The following is an 18545-nucleotide window of genomic DNA, read 5'->3' on the forward strand; positions in this document are numbered from 1 at the left end:
TATTATGCAATCACGTAGAAAATTTATAAAAAACACAGGAATTTTATCAGCAGGATTATTGGCATTGCAAACTCAAGTTTTTGCTTCAGAATCAAATATTTTTAATTTTCCAATGAAAGATTTTATCAGCAAGCGTCCTCCATTGGCCGAAAGAAAATTTACCAGTAAAGCTATCGAAGCGGCTATTGTTAGAATCAAAAAACAAATAGCAAATCCAGAATTGGCTTGGTTGTTTGAAAATTGTTTTCCAAATACTCTGGACACCACCGTAGATTTTGAAATCATCGACGGAAAACCGGATACGTATGTGATTACCGGTGATATTGATGCGATGTGGCTGCGCGACAGTACGGCTCAAATCTGGCCTTATCTTCCTTTTATAAAAGAAGATCCTAAACTTAGAGAACTGATAAAAGGAGTAATCAACCGCCAGACGAAATGTATTTTACTGGATCCTTATGCGAATGCTTTTTATAAAGATTTTAGTCATATAAGCGAGTGGAAAAACGATATTACCAAAATGAAACCGGGAATTCACGAGCGTAAATGGGAGATTGACAGCCTTTGTTATCCTATCCGACTGGCGCATGAATATTGGAAAAATACCGGTGACATCAGTATGTTTGATGCCGATTGGAAAAAGTCTATGGAACTGGTTTTGCAAACATTCAAAGAACAACAGCGATGGGAAAACAAAGGCCCATACACTTTTCAACGTACCACCGCTTGGGCTACTGACGGAGTTCCATTAAGTGGTTATGGTTATCCCGTAAAACCTTGCGGATTGATTGTTTCTACCTTTAGACCAAGTGATGATAGTACCTTATTTGGCTATTTGATTCCTAGTAATATGTTTGCCATTGAAGTGCTTGGTTATTTAGAAGAGATGTTCTCGTCGGCAAAATTAAAGGATGCTGAAATGGTACGTAAAGCCAGTGAATTAAGAAAACAGGTAGAAAAAGGACTGCAAGAACAGGGAATTATTGAGCATCCAAAATTTGGAAAAATCATTGCTTTTGAAGTAAACGGCTATGGTAGTTTCCATATGATGGATGATGCCAATGTACCTTCAATATTATCATTGCCTTATTTAGGTGCGATTGCCCCTGATGATGAGTTATATCTCAATACCAGAAAACTGGTGCTTTCTGAGAATAATCCATTTTTCTACAAAGGAAAAGCGGGCGAAGGAATTGGAGGACCACATACCGGTGCTGATACCATTTGGCCAATGAGTATTATTCTAAGAGCCATTACGAGTGTTGATGAAAATGAAATTAAAAATTGTATCAGCACCTTGATTAAAACGCATGGAAATACCGGTTTTATGCATGAATCTTTCCATAAAGATGATGCCATGCAATTTACCCGTAAATGGTTTGCCTGGGCAAATACATTATTTGGAGAATTGATCGTAAACACAAGTATCAAGCATCCAAAAATACTGGCTAATAAGGATATTTAATTTTGAAATAGCTTTTAAAGCTTGAAAAAGAAACCATAATATAAAACCGAAAATTGATGAATCGAAGAAATGAAAAAAAAGCACTGACGACAAGATTATTTTTTGTTTTAATGTTGATTAGCGCCGCTTCTTTAAACGCACAGAAAAAAGAGAAATGGAAATTAGTCTGGCGTGAGGAATTTAATTATACGGGATTACCAGATTCCGCAAAATGGGGTTATGAAGTAGGACATATTCGAAACAACGAACAACAATATTACACTAAGGCAAGGAAAGAAAATGTATGGGTGAGTAAAGGAGTTTTGGCCATAACAGGAAGAAAAGAAAGCTATCCTAATGAATCCTTTAAAAAAGAAAGTAAGGACTGGAAAACCAAAGATTCTTTGGCGCAGTACACATCGGCCAGTATCAATACACTTGGTAAAGTAGGCTGGAAATACGGAAGAATTGAAGTAAAAGCCAAACTTCCTCGTGGCGGAGGAATTTGGCCTGCAATCTGGATGATGGGAACAAACAGACCCGAAGTAGGTTGGCCAAAATGCGGTGAGATAGATGTGATGGAATTTATAGGAAATCATCCTAAAGACATTTATGGAACCATTCATTATCCGGATCCTGTTTCAAATGGAAACAAATCCAATGGCGGAAAGATTGTGGCTGAAAACCTCGATAGTCAGTTCCATATTTATGCTATAGAATGGAATGAACAAACAATTGATATTTATTTTGATGATAACAAATACCATAGTTTTTCAATTGATACTGCGGGTCAGGGAGCAGATAATCCATTTCGAAAACCATTTTATTTATTGTTGAATTTAGCTATGGGAGCCAACTGGCCAGGTCCCATTGATGATACCGTTTTGCCACAACAATTTCTAGTTGATTACGTGAGAGTTTACCAGAAAAAATAATTTATATAATACAAAATATACCCCAATTTAATAATGAGATAATGAGAAAAATAATTCTATTAGCCAGTTTGCTGTTCACTATGCTGCTACAGGCGCAACAAGCCGTTCATATCATTCCACAGCCTTTGAGTCTGGAAATGAAAGAAGGCAGTTTTATAATTGATAACAAAACATCGGTTAAGATTCCTAAAAATGATAAAGCAACTGCAGATGTGGTTCATTTCTTTACTGAATATGTAAAAAGAGTTAGCGGTTTCGAATTGAAAACCAATACGGGAAAAGGAAAAACAATAGCTTTTAGTATCGAAAAAAACAAAGAAATAGGTGACGAAGGTTATTTGATTTCTGTAAATCCCAATGAAATTAAGGTAAGAGCCAATACTTCTAAAGGCTTGTTTTATGGTGTTCAATCCTTATTGCAAACCCTGCCTTTTATCAGAACCAATGATTTGGTACAAATTCCCAGCATGGAAATCAAGGATTATCCCCGTTTTGGCTGGAGAGGTTTGATGCTGGATGTGAGTCGTCATTTTTTTGCGCCAGAATTGGTCAAAGAATTCATCGATTTGTTGGCGACCTATAAAATGAATGTTTTTCATTGGCATTTGGTTGATGGCGCCGGATGGCGTTTGGAAATCAAAAAGTATCCAAAATTGACCGAACAAGCCGCTTGGCGAGTAGACGATTGGGGAAAATCTTGGAACTGGGCTGAGATAGAATTTAATGCCGACAGAAGCAAGTCGACTTATGGAGGATATTACACTCAGGAACAAGCCAAGGACATCGTGGCTTACGCCAAAGCAAGAAATATTACCGTAGTACCGGAAATTGAAATGCCGGGTCATTCAGAAGCGGCTATGGCTGCTTATCCGGAACTATCGTGTAATCCTAAATATCATTTTGGACAAACAGGTAATTTCTTTGCCAGCAAGGTCGAAAGCAATTATTGTGCAGGAAACGATCAGGCTTTTGCTTTCTTAGAAGATATTCTTACTGAGGTTATGGCTATTTTTCCATCTAAATACATCCATGTTGGAGGTGATGAGGTAGATAAAAAAAGTTGGAAAAATTGTGCCAAATGTCAGGCCAGAATGAAAACAGAGCATTTGAAAGACGAGAAAGAACTACAGAGTTATTTCATCCGTCGAATGGAGAAATTCATAGTTTCAAAAGACAGAAAAATGATCGGTTGGGATGAAATTCTCGAAGGAGGATTGGCTCCCGAAGCTACTGTAATGAGTTGGCAGGGTGAAGCCGGCGGAATTGAAGCGGCCAAGATGGGACATGATGTAATTATGACACCTGGTTATCCTTGTTATTTTGACCATTATCAGGGAGATCCTGAAACGGAACCTTTGGCAATTGGCGGTTTTAATACGTTGAAAAAAGTATATAATTATGAGCCAATTCCTGCAGAATTAACTGCCGAAGAAGGAAAAAGAGTTTTGGGATCACAAGGGAATTTATGGACAGAATATATTCCAACAGCGGAACAGGCTGAATATATGATTCTTCCCCGTATGCCCGCCTTGGCAGAAGTATTGTGGTCTACAAAAGAACAACGCAATTGGGAAAATTTCAACAAGCGTTTGCAACCGCATTTGGTAGGTTTTGAACAAAAAGGACTTCATTATTCCAAAGGAAATTACAAAGTAGATATTAAACCAATTGTGGCTAATAACTCGCTTTCTATTTCCTTGGAAACAGAGAATTCTGATGGCGTAATTTATTATACAACCGACGGCAGTATACCTACAATTGGCAGTGCCAAATATGAAAAACCTTTTGTGGTGACTACTTCCATGACAGTGAAAGCAGTTATGGCCTTGCATAATAAAGTGATGAATGCCAAGCCGGCGGAGCAATCTTTTACATTCAATAAAGCTACCGGAAAATCCGTAAAGTACGACACGGCTAACAGTCGTTATTATCCAGCTAATGGCGCTAATACGTTGACAGACGGTTTTAGAGGAACCAAAGATATTGGGAAACAATGGCATGCTTTCAACGGTAGCGATATGGTGGCTACAATTGACCTGGGAACTCCCGTAACAGCAAGCAGTATTTCATTAGGCTGTATTCAAAATTGGGGACAATGGGTGTTTTTCCCACAATGGGTTAAGTTTGAAGTATCGGCAGACGGAATCAATTTTAAAGAAATAAAGACGGTCATAAACACGATTCCGGTTGATGCAAGAGATACACAAATTATGGATTTCACAAGCCAATTTGCAAGTCAAAAAGTGAAAGCTGTTCGTATTACTGCTAAAAACTTAGGCAAATGTCCTCCGGGACATCCGGGAGAAAATCAAGCTTCTTGGTTGTTTGTAGATGAGATTATCGTAGAATAATCAAAGAATAGAAATAGATCAGTATCCATTTTATGAGCTGAGAAGTTGGTATAGAAATAGTTATGCGCCAGTGATAATTTAATATTTAAAACCTATTAAATTTTAAATGGCGCATGGTACAATTAATAAAAATAAATGAAAAATATATTCGCTATTGGATTAGATATCGGAGGGAGTCACATTACAGCTGGAGTCATAGCGGTTAATGAAATGAAATTGATCGAAGTCTCTTTATACAAAGAATCTTTTGATTCTAATCTTCAGGCTGATCAGGTTATGGATATTTGGGAAAGGGTAATCCGTACTTCATGGAAAAATTCTGGAGTTGAGGAATTTGTCGGAATTTCAGTATGCATGCCTGGTCCATTTGATTATGCAAATGGGATTTGTTGGATAAAAGGACAAACTAAATACGAGCATTTTTATGGTTTGGATGTTAGAAAATTGATCCGAGACAGGCTGAATTTGTCGGATGATTTTCCTGTTCTTTTTGAAAATGACGCCGATTGTTTTGGAAAAGGAGAAGTTTTTAAAAATGCGGAGAATCGTTCTAGAAAAGTGATGGCGGTGACACTTGGAACCGGACTTGGCGCTTGCTTTATAGACAAAGCAGAAGCGATTACTACGGGAAATAAGGTACCAACAGATGGAGAATTGTATAATAGTCCTTATAAAGACAGCATAGCCGAGGATTATGTTTCTGCTCGTGGACTGATTGCACACTATCAGCAATTAAGCGGACGTAAAATTGACAGCGGACTGGAAATTTTTAATTTGGCAACAGCCGGAGATGAAATTGCATCGGAAGCTTTTCGTAACTTAGGCGAAGATTTAGCCGTAATCGTGGCACCTTGGTTAAAAACTTTTGAAGCGGAATGTTTTATTATAGGAGGAAAGATTGCAAATGCAAGTGTCTTTTTCTTGACCGCATTTGAAGAAAAATTAAAAAAACAAGGCTGCGAAGTCCCTGTTTTAATTTCTTCAGATAATGAAATAGCAGCCTTATTAGGCGCAACAAGTTTGATTTATAAAGAATATTTTAATCAAAATGAATCGGCTTTTTTGTATTAAAAAGAAGTAGAGTTAATAAATAGAAATAAGATGAATAACCGTAGAAATTTTATAAAAACGGCAGCGGTGGCCTCTGTGGCGGTGGCATTAAATTCTTTTAGCAGTAAGCCTGAAGAAGAAATTATAGCGCCAAGAAAAGGAAGAAAACCGATTGTGCTTTCGACCTGGAGATTCGGAATTGAAGCCAATGCCGCTGCCTGGGAAGTCTTAAAAAAGAACGGAAGTGCTTTAGATGCAGTTGAAGCCGGCGTAAAAATTCCCGAAGGCGATCCCAAAGAGCGAAGTGTGGGATATGGCGGAAGACCTGATAGGGACGGCCGCGTTACATTAGATTCCTGTATTATGGATGAACAAGCCAATATCGGTTCGGTGGCTTGTTTGGAATACATCAAACATCCTATTTCGGTGGCGCGTGCGGTGATGGAAAAAACGCCACACGTGATGCTAGTTGGAGATGGCGCTTTACAGTTTGCCCTTTCGCAAGGTTTTAAAAAGGAAAATTTATTGACCGAAGAATCTGAAAAAGAATGGAAAGAATGGCTGAAAGACAGCAAATACAAGCCCATTGCCAATATCGAAAATCATGACACCATTGGAATGATTGCTTTGGATGCCAGTGGAAATCTTTCGGGTGCCTGTACCACCAGCGGAATGGCATTTAAAATGCACGGACGTGTGGGTGATTCTCCAATTATCGGAGCCGGACTTTATGTTGATAACGAAATTGGAGCCGCAACAGCTACCGGTCACGGTGAAGAAGTGATTCGAATTTCGGGCTGCCATCTGGTTGTCGAATTGATGCGTCAGGGAAAATCACCGCAAAAAGCCTGTGAGGAAGCCGTTGCCCGAATCATAAAATTAACCAAGAACAGAAATAAGGAATTAAAAGACATTCAGGTAGGTTTTATAGCCTTGAATAAGCAAGGAGAATATGGATCTTATTGTATTCAGGGAGGATTTAATTATGCTGTTAATGATGAAACCGGAAACCGATTGATTGATGCCGAATATTTTTTGAAATAAATGAAAAAAGACCAACTGGAAATAGCGTGTTTTAATTTGCAATCTGCAATTATCGCGCAAGAAAACGGAGCTGATAGAGTAGAATTATGTGCGAACATGAATGAAGGCGGAACAACGCCTGATTTCGAAATTACCGAAGCCGCCCGCAAAGAACTGAAGATAAAATTAAATGTAATGATCCGTCCGCGTGGTGGAGATTTTGTCTATTCTGATGCTGAATTTGAACAAATGAAAACTGAAATCCAACAGTTCAAAAAACTAAATTTGGATGGCTTTGTTTTTGGGATTTTAGATAAAGACGGCAATGTCAATAAAGAGCAAAACAGCGAATTAGTAGCATTGGCACATCCTGTTCCCTGTACTTTTCACCGTGCTTTTGATGTAGTGGCTAATGTTTATGAATCGCTTGAATCTATAATCGAATGCGGTTTCAAAACGATATTGACTTCCGGACAGGAAAAAAATGTGGTGGAGGGAATTGATGTATTGGCTGAATTAGTTAGAAAAGCCGACAATCGGATTACCATTATGCCCGGCGGCGGATTACGCTCGTCGAATATTGGTTTGTTAAAAGAAAAAACGAACGCTATTTTTTACCATTCTTCAGCTATTGTTGATCCAGGTGAAACTGCTAACGGAGAGGAAGTAAAAGCGATGAAATCCAGATTGTAATCTGGGCTTAACGTTGCAATAGAAAGATAGATAAAGAATAGAAAAATAAAAATTCGCCCTAAAAATCTCAAAAGAATGTAGATTTTAGGGGCGAATTTTTTATTTAGTAGAACTGTATTTTATTCGTCTATTGTTAAAATTTCCATCTTACAAAAGCTTCCATAGCCGCATAACTGGACATTCCTAATTGATCGTATAATACTGCCGTTTCTCTGTTTCTGTCTTCGGCTCTTTGCCAAAATTCTCTTGCATCAGATCCTTGGAATACTACACCGTCTTTTTGAGATTGGTGCTTGAAGATTCCATGTCTTTTGGCTAATACTTGGTCTGGGCTCATTGGTACAGCCATTTCGATTTCGTCAATACCCCATTCTTGCCAAGCTCCTCTGTACAACCAAACCCAGCAATCGTTCATAAAATCTTTCGATTTAAGGTTTTTTACCGCTTCAAAAATAGCATCCAGACATACTTTGTGCGTTCCGTGCGGATCAGCTAAGTCTCCTGCTGCGTATATTTGATGTGGTTTTACTTTTTCAATAAGCTCCATGGTCAATTGGATATCTGCCGCACCTAAAGGCTTTTTCTCGATAGCTCCAGTTTCATAGAAAGGAAGTTCCATAAAATGAATTTGCTCATCCGGCAATCCAACAAAATGACTCGTAGCACGGGCTTCTCCTTTTCGAATTAAACCTTTTATATAACGAACTTCAGGAATGTCAATTTCACTTGCTTTTTTATTCTTAAGAAAGCTAATTGCTTTTTCGTAAATATTCTCAGCTTCAGGGCTTTTTATTCCAAATTTCTCATTGTAATCCAATACGAATCTGGCAAATCGCAACGCCTCATCATCTGCAACTGCAATATTTCCCGAAGTTTGGTAAGCCACATGCACTTCGTGTCCTTGCTGTTGTAATCTCATGAAAGTTCCACCCATACTGATGATATCATCATCGGGATGCGGGCTGAATATCAACACTCTTTTTCTTGCAGGTTCCGCTCTTTCCGGTCTGTTAGCATCATCCGCATTCGGTTTACCTCCAGGCCATCCTGTGATGGTGTTCTGTAATTTATTAAATATTTTGATGTTGATGTCATAAGCAGGGCCAGAATCAGCCAATAAATCACTCATTCCGTTTTCAATATAATCAGCATCAGTAAGCATTAAAATAGGTTTTTTCAAATCAAGAGCCAATCCTAAAACCGCTTTTCTGGTTAATCGATCTGTCCAAACAATTTTTTCTACTAACCAAGGTCTGTTGATTCTGGTCAGTTTTGAAGAAGCTTCTTTATCTAAAACAAAAACCGCATTATTGTGTTCCTGCAAAAAGGAAGCAGGAATCTGATTGGTCACTTCGCCTTCAACAGATTTTTTAATAATATCTGATTTTCCTTCCCCCCAAGCCATCAAAATAACTTGTTTGGCTTCCATTATTTTTTTAACTCCCAGTGTGATTGCCGTTCTTGGCGTATTGCTCAATCCTGAAAAATCTTTGCTGGCCGCCACTCTGGTGATATGATCTAAGGCTACTAATCTTGTTTTTGAATTTTGTAAAGAGCCCGACTCATTGAATCCAATGTGACCGTTTCCTCCAATTCCTAATATTTGCAAATCGATTCCACCCAAAGCTTCAATCTTTTCTTCATAAGTGGCACAATAATCCGCAATTTCTTCTTTAGTTAAAGTTCCGTCAGGGATATTGTAATTTTCTGCTAAGATGTCAACATGATCCAGCAATAATTCCTTCATAAATCGCACATAGCTATTTATGGAATTAGGCTCCATCGGATAATATTCATCTAGGTTGAATGTAATCACATTTTTAAAACTCAGTCCTTCTTCTTTGTGAAGACGAACCAGTTCCGCATACAATCCTTTTGGTGACGAACCAGTTGCCAAACCTAATACGCATGATTCGTTGTTGGCTTGTTTTGACTTGATAAGTGTTGCTATTTCTTGTGCAACCGCTTTTGATGCCGCAGTCGAATTTTCAAAAACTACTGTGCCAATATTTTCGAATCTTTTTTCGAAACCTGTCGCCTTATCTATACTACTTTTTAACATTGTTAGTTTATTTTAAAGTTGTGGTATTTAGTATTATGTTTTATTTTTTTGACCAGCTTCTGTATTTATGACCTTTGAATGCGAAGAATATAATCATCATATATGCCGGTAATAACATTAAATAAGCGATTTGGTTTCCGCTTTTTGCCGTTTCTGCAACGCCATTTGCGTGATTAGCCGAATTGATTGTTTCTACCAAAGCACCATAAACTAATGGAAAAACGGCACCTCCTATGATTCCCATAATCAATATGGCACTGGCTATCTTGGTATATCCTCCTAAGTCCTGTAGTGCCATTGGCCAAATGGCAGGCCAGCAAAGCGCATTGGCCAGTCCTAAAAGAGCCACTAAAAGAATTACTACTGGCAAAGCCGGAATTCCCGGTAATTGAACCATTATAGTTGGAGAAATAGCTACAATTAATACCACCAAAATTAAACCCAGAATACCGGAAGCTTTTAATGCCTGAACCTGAGAAACGTATTTTGGTATTAAGCTAATCCCTAAAATATAGCCCACTACCATGGCTGTCATGGTAAATGAAGTTAGTTTTAAATAAAAATTTCCATCTTCACCGTAAACCCCTAATTGCTTACCAAAACCACCAATTGAATCTCCTGCCAATACTTCGGCTGCAAGATACAACATCAAAGTAATGACTCCTAAAACTAGTTGAGGATATTGAAACGCATTTTTAATTTGTTTGAAAATACTCATGTGAGCTACGTTTCCATCTTCGTCCAAATCAATTTCCGGCAAAGGAGATAATTTAACCATCAAAGCCAACACCAGAATGACAATTCCCATATAAATGTAAGGAGTTTGCAATTGCAACGCCAGCGCATCTAATGCTGCTGATTTGGCAACATTGTCAAGAGCTGCGATTTTTTCGGCAGTATAATCCTGCATGTTTGACAACACCAAAGCCGTTAACACTAAAGGAGCTATAAATCCTGCCAGTTTATTGGCAATTCCCAAAACGCTGATTCTGGCCGCTGCACTTTCTCTTGGGCCAATTACGACCACATAAGGATTTGCCGCTGTTTGCAAAATGGCCAGACCGGTTCCCATAACAAATAAAGCGATTAGAAATAGAAGGAAAGTTCGGCTTTCGGCTGCAGGGTAAAACATAAATGCCCCAAAAGCAATAACCACCAATCCTAAGGAAACCCCGTTTTTATAACCCACCTTTTCAATTACCCAGGACGATGGAATCGCCATGACAAAATAAGCGATATAAAAAGCAAAAGCCACAAAATAAGCTTGTGATGATGACAATTCGCAAGCCAATTCAAAAAACGGAATCAGCGGCCCATTGAGCCAGGTTACAAAACCTAAAATAAAAAATAATGCGGTTAAAATAACCATTGGAATCAATGCACTTCCCTGATTCTTATTAATTGTACTTTCAATTTTTGACATCTAAATTTGGTTTAAAATAATGGTTAAATTAACGTGTTTTATTTATTTTTAAAATCAAAAATACCTCAAAAATCCGTTATGGTTTGCTTAGTATGCAAAAAATGGATGAGAAATACTTTTTACTGATTTTTGTAATGATATTATTTTAAAAATCGTTTTTTATCTTCTTTTTTTACACATTCCAATCTAGTTCTGGATAGTGTTTTTTCAAATATTCTTTTACTTCTGCAATATCTTCCTTTGCAGTTAAGTCAGGAACATGCTCAGAAAAAGGGATTCCCAAAGCGACATTCCCTGCTTCTTTCAATGAATTCAAAAGTACGGTAGGCAATTCTTTTTCATCTCTTTCAGGATGTACAGGACAATTTTTTAGATAAGGATATAGCACTTCTCCTTTGAATTTAAAGGCATTCATGCTAACTCTTAATTTTCCTTCGGTATCTTTATAACTTTCTAAAACATCAGCTGTTGGTTTCTCAAGAATATCCAAAAGACAATTGTTCTCGTCTAGTTTTGCAATGGCAAAGCGAGAAATTCGTTCAGATGGGAATAGCATTGCGTCTCTGTCATAGCTGATAAAGGCATTTGGGCTATCTGTTTCTCTGAGAGCCAATAAGGCGGCTGTGGAATATAAATTATCACTGTTGCAAACAGAGTAGTACTGAGAGTTTAGTTCAGGATATTGTTCTACTGCTTGAAATAAAGCATCGGCGGTACCAAATGGTTTTACCCTTCCTTCGGGAATATATTGAGTGGCAAAAGAGATATTTAAGCCATGAAAATCATTGTTTTTATTTTCGCTACCGTAAAATTCTTTGAATAAATCTCCTTGCTCGCCTATGATGATGTATATATTTTTATATCCAGCTCTTTTAGCATTTAATAAAAGATAGTCTAATAGTGGTCTGCCGTTTGGGCCAACGCCTATAAGTCCTTTACTTCTTTCGTTAGCTTGTGCAATTTCTTCCTCGCTTAAATTGTCTAATACAACTTGCTTTTTCATTCTTGAAGAAGCACCACCGGCTAAAATGATTAAATTGTTATGCATGATTAGTTCTTTAAAGATTTAATTTATTTATTCTATTCTTGATCCGGGATCAACAGTTACTGCGTAGGCTTCAACTGCACCCGCAGCTAGTAAAGCTTCGACTACAGGAGCTTCATTTCCTGGCTCGGCCATTACTACAATGCTACCACCACCTCCTGAACCAACAATTTTAGCACCATAAGCGCCTGCTTTTAACGCGGCATTAATCATGGCATCTATCCTTGGGACGGTTATTTTTAATAAATCCCTTAATACGGCATGATGCTTATTCATCAATGCGCCGATTTTTTTTAAATCAAGTACAGGTTTTTGAAATTCAATCAATGCCATTTTGGTATAATGATGATTTTTGATGGCAGCTTCGAAGAAAGGAATTAAGCGATCCGGTAAATAATTGCGGTATTTATCTAAGTCTTCAATTTCGGTTTGGTGTAAATCAAAATCGGGAAAACTCTGTTTTATGGTACCTATGGCCAATAAAGCATTTCCTTTCAAATCCCCGATCAGACCGATTGTTTCTTTAGGAACGCCCGAAACGCCGGTTATAAGTCCGCCTAATTCATTTCCAATAACGGTAAAAGAAAAAGGATCTCGGGTGTCGATGTGCACGATATTACCAACGCCAATGCTGTAATGATCCATCATTCCTCCGGGCTCTCCATGTTCCACCACTTCAGATAAATAGCCCATTCTGGAAATGAATTCAGGAGTAATTTCTTCATTCACTCCATAAGCGGTGACTAAAAAATTAATCCATGCTAATAATAAGGCAGATGAACTTGAGGTGCCTGAGTTAATTGGGATATTTCCGGTTATTGTAATGTCGTAGCCAACATTTGGAATGCAGCCATGTCTTCTGAGTACTCTTAATGAAGAGGCGAAATAATCGCGTGGCTCTAATTGGGAAAAGGTTTGATTGATGTCTATGATTCTGAGTTGATCAATATCGACCATATTCAGTTTGAATACCCCACTATTATTTTGTACTGCCGTTAGCTTGATACTTCTACTGATTGCACAGGCGATGACAGGTAAACCCAGATAATCTTGATGATCTCCAAAAAGACAGGTTCTGCCAGGTGCCAATGATATGATTTCCTTCACTTTGAATTTGTTAAAAATATTACTAAATAGCTATTTATATTGCTGTTGTTTGCTGATTATTTTATTTCTTATGCTTTTAATACACGAAACTATAGATATAATATCAATAAAACAAGTAAAAGCATTAAAAATGTGTTCGAACACATTTTTTACACTAATTGATAATAAAAAAATCAAAAATAAGGGTAGTTTTTAAATATATAACACCGGTACCTACCGGTTTTTGGGTGTACTGCAAGTCAGTATTACTTTGTTTAAGAAGATTATTGTTAATTCTAAGTGTTTTAAAAGTATATTGAGTTAGGATTTTGGTAATAAATATTGAAATAGTGTTAATTCATTATTGATTTTTTAATTCAAAATGATTTAATCTAAAGTTTTTATATATTTGTCGGTGATGGATAAAAAACTTACAATTAAAGATATTGCTCGGTTAGCCGGAGTTTCCAAAGGAACGGTGGATAGAGTCTTGCATAAAAGAGGAAAGGTTTCTCAGAAAGCTTTTGACAGTGTAAATGCTGTTCTAAATGAGATGGACTACGAACCCAATCTGATTGCAAGAAATTTAAAAAATAATAAGATTTACTCTATTAGTGTCGTTATTCCTGATCCCTCATTTGATTCCTATTGGCTTCCATGTGTAAGAGGAATTGAAGAGGCGATTAGAGAATTTAAGGCATTTAATTTGTCTATCAAAACCCATTATTTTAATCCCGAGAGTACCAAGTCATTTATAAACGTGAATGAAACTGTTCTGGCTTTAGCACCCGATGCTGTTTTGCTGGCGCCTTTGTTTTATAAAGAAGCTTTAAATGTTGCTGAAAAATACCATGAAGAGGGGATAATTGTTAATACTTTTAATAATCAGGTACAATCCGAAGCGATTAAAAACTTTGTAGGGCAGGATTTATATCAAAGTGGGAGAGTGGCGGCCAGGTTATTGGATTTACTTTCCAATAATGAACAACTTGCTATTATACACCTTAACGAAAGTTACAAGAATGCGGTACACATGCAGGAAAAAGAAAGAGGATTCAGAACCTATTTTAGTGAGAATAACGGACAGGATTCAAAAATTATTACGCTCAAATTAAAGAATCCAAGCATCGAAACTAATTTGGTTCAATTTCTTGAAGAAAATCCTAATGTAACCGGAGTTTTTATTACCACATCCAAGGCATACCAAATTGCTAAAATTATTGGTGAAACTGAACACAGAAAAATAGCAATTATTGGTTATGATTTAATTGAGGAAAATGTGGCTTATTTGAAACAAGGAACTATTGATTTTTTGATACATCAAAATCCAAAAAGGCAAGCCTATCTGGGGATAACCTGCCTAGTGGATCATTTTATTTTTAGCAAAGAAATTCCTAAAACAACTCTTTTGCCTATTGATATTGTTAACTCTGAAAATGCCAGTTTTTATATGGAATAGTTTAAGGCATTAAATGCAATATTCCAAAAGAGGTTGGCGTATGAAAATTAGGGGTTTCGGTTTTAGGGTTAATCCAAGTAATCCAAGTAGGTTCGAAGTTCTTGTTGTCTATTGAATTGTATTTTGCCCTAAAAATTCCAGTTTCTATTTTGTCACCTTTAATCAAATGAAACTTTTTTAGGGATTCAATACTAATGGCTCCTTCAACGGTAAAACTAGTGTCGTTTTTGGATGATTTGACTGTGATGTCATTTTCTGGCCAATTCCAATTGTAGTCAAATTTTTTATTCGGATAGGCAATAAAATCCATTATTCTGGCTTCGGTATCCATTTCAAGACAGTAGTAAGGATTCAAAGAACGATCAGGTCTGAAGAAAAGTTCTACTCGGTCAGAATTACCAATGCTGTATACGCTATTGTCTTTTTTGTCTATATGAATGTTTGTGTCATATACTTTAAAGCAAAAAAACAGATAATTTTTATCCCACAAAGCTCTAAACTCAATTCTTGAAGGATTTTCACTACTCCAAGGAGATATGAAATTGGATAAAACGACTGCGTCTTTCCATAAAATGTTGTCTCCTTTACCTGTAATTTTTAATTTTTCATTTGCAATTAAATGTACTTCGTAGGTTTTGGCGTTTTGTTCCATATTTATTGATTTCTGTTTACTTATTTGGTGTTTTTTTTTGAACTAAATTTATTGTTAGGCTGTTGCGAGAGATTAGGTGCAACAAAAAAATAAATTTAAACAAAAAATACGCTTATCAAAGTCAAATGTATAATTTTTTAAGAAAGGCTCTTATTGGTTTATTTTGTTTGAAAGGCTAAAATTCAGAAAAAAAATTGTTTTAACAAGTTTTTTTGTGCTCGACAACATAAATATTATGTGTTCGAACACATTTTTACTGCCTTTTCTTGGTTTATTTAAATTTAATATATAGTTTCGTCGTATGTACTAATGTCATAAAGATTAATTAAGTGATTTTTATTTTCATTAAGAATACTGAAAAGTTTTAAATAAGATCCAATGCAAAATTGAAAAACCGTTTGCAGTAAATTGAATAAAGTTTTAAAAACTGAACATTAATAATTTATCCCCTAAAAATGAAAAATATATTTTATTTGTTTTTTGCTTTTTTATCGACATTGGTTTCTTGTGCAAGCAACAATGATTACTCGCAAAAAGCATCTGATAAAGAAGAACCAAAAGTTCAAATTTCATTGCCTTTAGCCGGTAATGCATATAGTTCTATGCATTTAGATAGTAGGACGATTACTGATAATGGTATAGAAAACTGGACGGATTCGAAAGAGTATTTTACAGCTTATTTTAGAGTTTCTAATCCGGGGACTTTCCAGGTTACAATAGAGGAATCAGTTGTGATTTCGGGTAAATCAGAATTGGAGTTTTCAATCAACAAGGAGTCAAAAAGAGTAAAACTAGATGCTTCTGCCCAAAAGAAAGCAATTGTAGTAGGAAATTGGAAAATTGCCAAAGAAGGGTATGTGGCCATTGTAATTAAAGGTTTAAATAAATCGGGAACAAACTTTCCTGCCATTAGCCGTTTGACTATCAGTAGTACTGATTATGTAGGAAAAATAGCTTACGTTCCTAATAATGAAGGTAATTTTTATCATTGGGGAAGGCGAGGGCCATCAGTGCATTTAAATTATCAGGCTCCTGAAAATGTGAATGCCGAATGGTATTATAATGAATTGACCGTTCCTGCGGGTGAGGATAAAATAGGTTCTTATTTTATGGCCAATGGTTTTGGTGAAGGTTATTTTGGTATCCAAGTGAATTCGGATAAAGAGAGAAAAGTTTTGTTTTCTGTTTGGAGTCCTTTCACGACAGATGACCCGAATAGTATTCCGGAATCGCACAAAATTAAATTGTTGAAAAAAGGGAATAATGTAACCACAGGTGAATTTGGTAACGAGGGTTCAGGCGGACAAAGTTATTTGAAATACAATTGGATAGCCGGTACTACTTATAAATTTTTGCTTAGAGGTACACCTCAGGGAAATAATTCTACAAACTATACCTCCTATTTTTTTGCCCCAGAAACGGGCGAATGGCAATTAATTGCTAGTTTCAATAGGCCTCAGACTAATACTTATTTAAAGCGTTTTCATTCGTTTTTAGAAAACTTTATTCCTGCTCAAGGGGATTTTTCGAGAAGGGTGGTATTCAATAACCAATGGTATTGTGATGACAAAGGGAATTGGAATGAATTGAATACCGCAAAATTTTCTGTAGACAATACAGCTAAACAGGGTTACAGAATGGATTATTCTGGAGGATTAGACTCTGGAGGTTTTTATCTTAAAAATGGAGGTTTCTATAATGACTATTCTGTTCCGGGAGCTGTATTTACCAGACCTCTGACAAATAAAAAACCAAATATTAATTTTAACAGCTTACCTTAGAAAAGATTTATATTTTTGAAAATCAAGGTAGAAAACATAAAAATGATACCGTCTAAGTATCATTCCTATTATTAAAACTAAATAAATTAATTTGACATGAAAAGTAGTATTTCTAAATTTTTTCTGATAGCTTGTCTATTAGTGGGTTGGGCTAATGCGTCTGCCCAGATGATTAAAACACCAACACCAAAACGCCCTAAAGGACAAACGGATGTGTTGAGTTTAGCCACGGCGCCATTACCAACAGTGCGTGTGGCTTTTATTGGATTAGGTATGAGAGGACCTGGTCACTTGGAGAGTGTGATTAATATTCCAGGAGTAGAGGTTGTTGCTGTTTGTGATATGCTTGAAAAAAATACTAAATCTGCCAATGAAAGATTGGTAAAAGCCGGTTTCCCTAAAGCACTAGAATTTTTTGGTGATGAAAATGCTTGGAGAAAAGTAACTGCACTACCTAACGTTGATTTGGTCTACATCTCTACAGACTGGAAAACTCATGCAAAAATGGGCGTTCAAGCGATGAAAGACGGAAAACATGTAGCAATTGAAGTTCCAGCTGCAATGACAATGGAAGAGATTTGGGATCTGATCAACACTTCCGAAAAAACACGTAAACACTGCATGCAATTGGAAAACTGTGTGTACGATTTCTTCGAATTGACTACATTAAATATGGCTCAACAAGGCGTATTTGGTGATATCCTTCATGCAGAAGGCGCATATATTCATAACCTTGAACCTTTCTGGGGAGATTACTGGAATAATTGGCGTTTAGACTATAATGTGAAGCACCGTGGAGATATTTATGCAACTCATGGTATGGGGCCAGCTTGTCAGGCTTTAAACATTCACCGTGGTGATAAAATGAACTATTTAGTTTCTATGGATACTAAAGCGGTGAGTATTCCTGCTTTTATAAAAGAAAAAACAGGCAAAGAATTGAAAGATTTTAAAAATGGAGATCACACGATGACTATGATTAAAACGGAAAAAGGAAAAACAATCCAAATTCAACACGATGTGGCTAGTCCTCGTCCATACAGCCGTATGTACCAATTGACAGGTACTAAAGGTTTTGCTAATAAATATCCTTCTGAAGGATATGCTTTGGATTCCAAAGAAATAAGCGCCGATCTTAAGCCAAATCATGAAAATTTTTCTGCTCATAGTTTTGTGCCAGCAGATGTGAAAAAAGCATTGATGGAAAAATACAAGCATCCAATCGCTGTTGGATTAGAAGAAAAAGCTAAAAAAGTTGGTGGTCATGGTGGTATGGATTTTATCTTAAATTACCGTTTGATCTATTGTCTTCAAAATGGACTTCCTTTAGATATGGATGTGTATGATTTAGCCGAATGGTCTTGTTTAGCTCCATTAACTGAACTTTCATTAGAGAAAGGTTCTGTGCCGGTTGAAATTCCTGATTTTACCCGTGGAGGCTGGAATAAACTAAAAGGATTGGAATTTGCTAAATAAGCAATCTGGCATAATTTGGAGAGAATTACTTTTATAAAGTTTGTCTTTCTCAAACCCAAAATAAA

At 36.6% G+C, this 18545-nt stretch carries 14 protein-coding genes; 9 read left to right on the top strand and 5 right to left on the bottom strand.

Annotated elements, in window-relative coordinates; translation table 11 throughout:
* Positions 1-4: 4 nt before the first annotated feature.
* The 6 genes from BUB25_RS06465 to BUB25_RS06490 all read left to right on the top strand — a co-directional run bounded on the left by BUB25_RS06465 (position 5) and on the right by BUB25_RS06490 (position 7496).
* The gene (locus tag BUB25_RS06465; protein WP_072941987.1) at positions 5-1465 is read left to right on the top strand and encodes a glycoside hydrolase family 125 protein; all 1461 of its coding nucleotides are present in this window, start codon (positions 5-7) and stop codon (positions 1463-1465) included.
* Positions 1466-1521: 56 nt separating this feature from the next.
* A complete protein-coding gene (locus BUB25_RS06470) occupies positions 1522-2379 on the top strand; it encodes a glycoside hydrolase family 16 protein (protein ID WP_084089438.1) in 858 nt (285 codons plus the stop codon).
* A 41-nt stretch (positions 2380-2420) separates the two neighbouring features.
* Complete coding sequence (locus BUB25_RS06475; protein WP_072941989.1) at positions 2421-4730, top strand: glycoside hydrolase family 20 protein; 2310 nt, start codon at positions 2421-2423, stop codon at positions 4728-4730.
* 135 nt (positions 4731-4865) lie between these two features.
* The gene (locus BUB25_RS06480) at positions 4866-5801 is read left to right on the top strand and encodes an ROK family protein (protein WP_072941991.1); all 936 of its coding nucleotides are present in this window, start codon (positions 4866-4868) and stop codon (positions 5799-5801) included.
* A 30-nt stretch (positions 5802-5831) separates the two neighbouring features.
* A complete protein-coding gene (locus BUB25_RS06485) occupies positions 5832-6824 on the top strand; it encodes an isoaspartyl peptidase/L-asparaginase family protein (protein WP_072941993.1) in 993 nt (330 codons plus the stop codon).
* A complete protein-coding gene (locus BUB25_RS06490) occupies positions 6825-7496 on the top strand; it encodes a copper homeostasis protein CutC (protein ID WP_072941995.1) in 672 nt (223 codons plus the stop codon). It begins immediately after the preceding gene.
* 133 nt (positions 7497-7629) lie between these two features.
* Here BUB25_RS06490 and nagB read toward each other — a convergent pair whose 3' ends face one another.
* From nagB to BUB25_RS06510, 4 genes are all read right to left on the bottom strand, one after another.
* Positions 7630-9558 (bottom strand): glucosamine-6-phosphate deaminase, encoded by a 1929-nt coding sequence (gene nagB / locus BUB25_RS06495; RefSeq protein WP_072941997.1) that lies wholly within the window; start codon positions 9556-9558, stop codon positions 7630-7632.
* 40 nt (positions 9559-9598) lie between these two features.
* Positions 9599-10981 carry a sugar MFS transporter gene (locus BUB25_RS06500; protein WP_072941999.1) on the bottom strand — a complete coding sequence of 461 codons (1383 nt, stop codon included), beginning with the start codon at positions 10979-10981 and terminating at the stop codon, positions 9599-9601.
* Positions 10982-11153: 172 nt separating this feature from the next.
* Complete coding sequence (locus BUB25_RS06505; RefSeq protein WP_072942001.1) at positions 11154-12029, bottom strand: sugar phosphate nucleotidyltransferase; 876 nt, start codon at positions 12027-12029, stop codon at positions 11154-11156.
* Positions 12030-12056: 27 nt separating this feature from the next.
* Entirely contained in the window at positions 12057-13133 is a 1077-nt protein-coding gene (locus BUB25_RS06510; RefSeq protein ID WP_072942003.1) for a GHMP family kinase ATP-binding protein, read from the bottom strand.
* A gap of 397 nt (positions 13134-13530) precedes the next feature.
* On the opposite strand from BUB25_RS06510, the gene BUB25_RS06515 reads away from it, so the two are divergent.
* Positions 13531-14571, top strand: coding sequence for a LacI family DNA-binding transcriptional regulator (locus BUB25_RS06515; protein WP_072942005.1), 1041 nt, complete (start codon positions 13531-13533; stop codon positions 14569-14571).
* Between the two features lies 1 nt (position 14572).
* On the opposite strand, the gene BUB25_RS06520 is transcribed toward BUB25_RS06515, so the two are convergent.
* Complete coding sequence (locus BUB25_RS06520) at positions 14573-15223, bottom strand: sugar-binding protein (protein WP_072942008.1); 651 nt, start codon at positions 15221-15223, stop codon at positions 14573-14575.
* Between the two features lie 455 nt (positions 15224-15678).
* On the opposite strand from BUB25_RS06520, the gene BUB25_RS06525 reads away from it, so the two are divergent.
* Both BUB25_RS06525 and BUB25_RS06530 read left to right on the top strand, forming a co-directional pair.
* A complete protein-coding gene (locus BUB25_RS06525) occupies positions 15679-17004 on the top strand; it encodes a DUF3472 domain-containing protein (protein WP_072942011.1) in 1326 nt (441 codons plus the stop codon).
* 96 nt (positions 17005-17100) lie between these two features.
* Positions 17101-18480, top strand: a complete 1380-nt coding sequence (locus BUB25_RS06530; RefSeq protein WP_072942014.1) for a Gfo/Idh/MocA family protein — start codon at positions 17101-17103, stop codon at positions 18478-18480.
* The last annotated feature ends 65 nt before the right edge of the window (positions 18481-18545 follow it).

It is taken from the genome of Flavobacterium granuli, assembly GCF_900129705.1.
GTDB lineage: Bacteria > Bacteroidota > Bacteroidia > Flavobacteriales > Flavobacteriaceae > Flavobacterium > Flavobacterium granuli.

Coding starts and splice junctions, on each gene's coding strand:
- BUB25_RS06465 (WP_072941987.1), top strand. CDS start 5: ATGCAATCACGTAGAAAATTTATAAAAAACACAGGAATTTTATCAGCA.
- BUB25_RS06470 (WP_084089438.1), top strand. CDS start 1,522: ATGAATCGAAGAAATGAAAAAAAAGCACTGACGACAAGATTATTTTTT.
- BUB25_RS06475 (WP_072941989.1), top strand. CDS start 2,421: ATGAGAAAAATAATTCTATTAGCCAGTTTGCTGTTCACTATGCTGCTA.
- BUB25_RS06480 (WP_072941991.1), top strand. CDS start 4,866: ATGAAAAATATATTCGCTATTGGATTAGATATCGGAGGGAGTCACATT.
- BUB25_RS06485 (WP_072941993.1), top strand. CDS start 5,832: ATGAATAACCGTAGAAATTTTATAAAAACGGCAGCGGTGGCCTCTGTG.
- BUB25_RS06490 (WP_072941995.1), top strand. CDS start 6,825: ATGAAAAAAGACCAACTGGAAATAGCGTGTTTTAATTTGCAATCTGCA.
- nagB (WP_072941997.1), bottom strand. CDS start 9,558: ATGTTAAAAAGTAGTATAGATAAGGCGACAGGTTTCGAAAAAAGATTC.
- BUB25_RS06500 (WP_072941999.1), bottom strand. CDS start 10,981: ATGTCAAAAATTGAAAGTACAATTAATAAGAATCAGGGAAGTGCATTG.
- BUB25_RS06505 (WP_072942001.1), bottom strand. CDS start 12,029: ATGCATAACAATTTAATCATTTTAGCCGGTGGTGCTTCTTCAAGAATG.
- BUB25_RS06515 (WP_072942005.1), top strand. CDS start 13,531: ATGGATAAAAAACTTACAATTAAAGATATTGCTCGGTTAGCCGGAGTT.
- BUB25_RS06520 (WP_072942008.1), bottom strand. CDS start 15,223: ATGGAACAAAACGCCAAAACCTACGAAGTACATTTAATTGCAAATGAA.
- BUB25_RS06525 (WP_072942011.1), top strand. CDS start 15,679: ATGAAAAATATATTTTATTTGTTTTTTGCTTTTTTATCGACATTGGTT.
- BUB25_RS06530 (WP_072942014.1), top strand. CDS start 17,101: ATGAAAAGTAGTATTTCTAAATTTTTTCTGATAGCTTGTCTATTAGTG.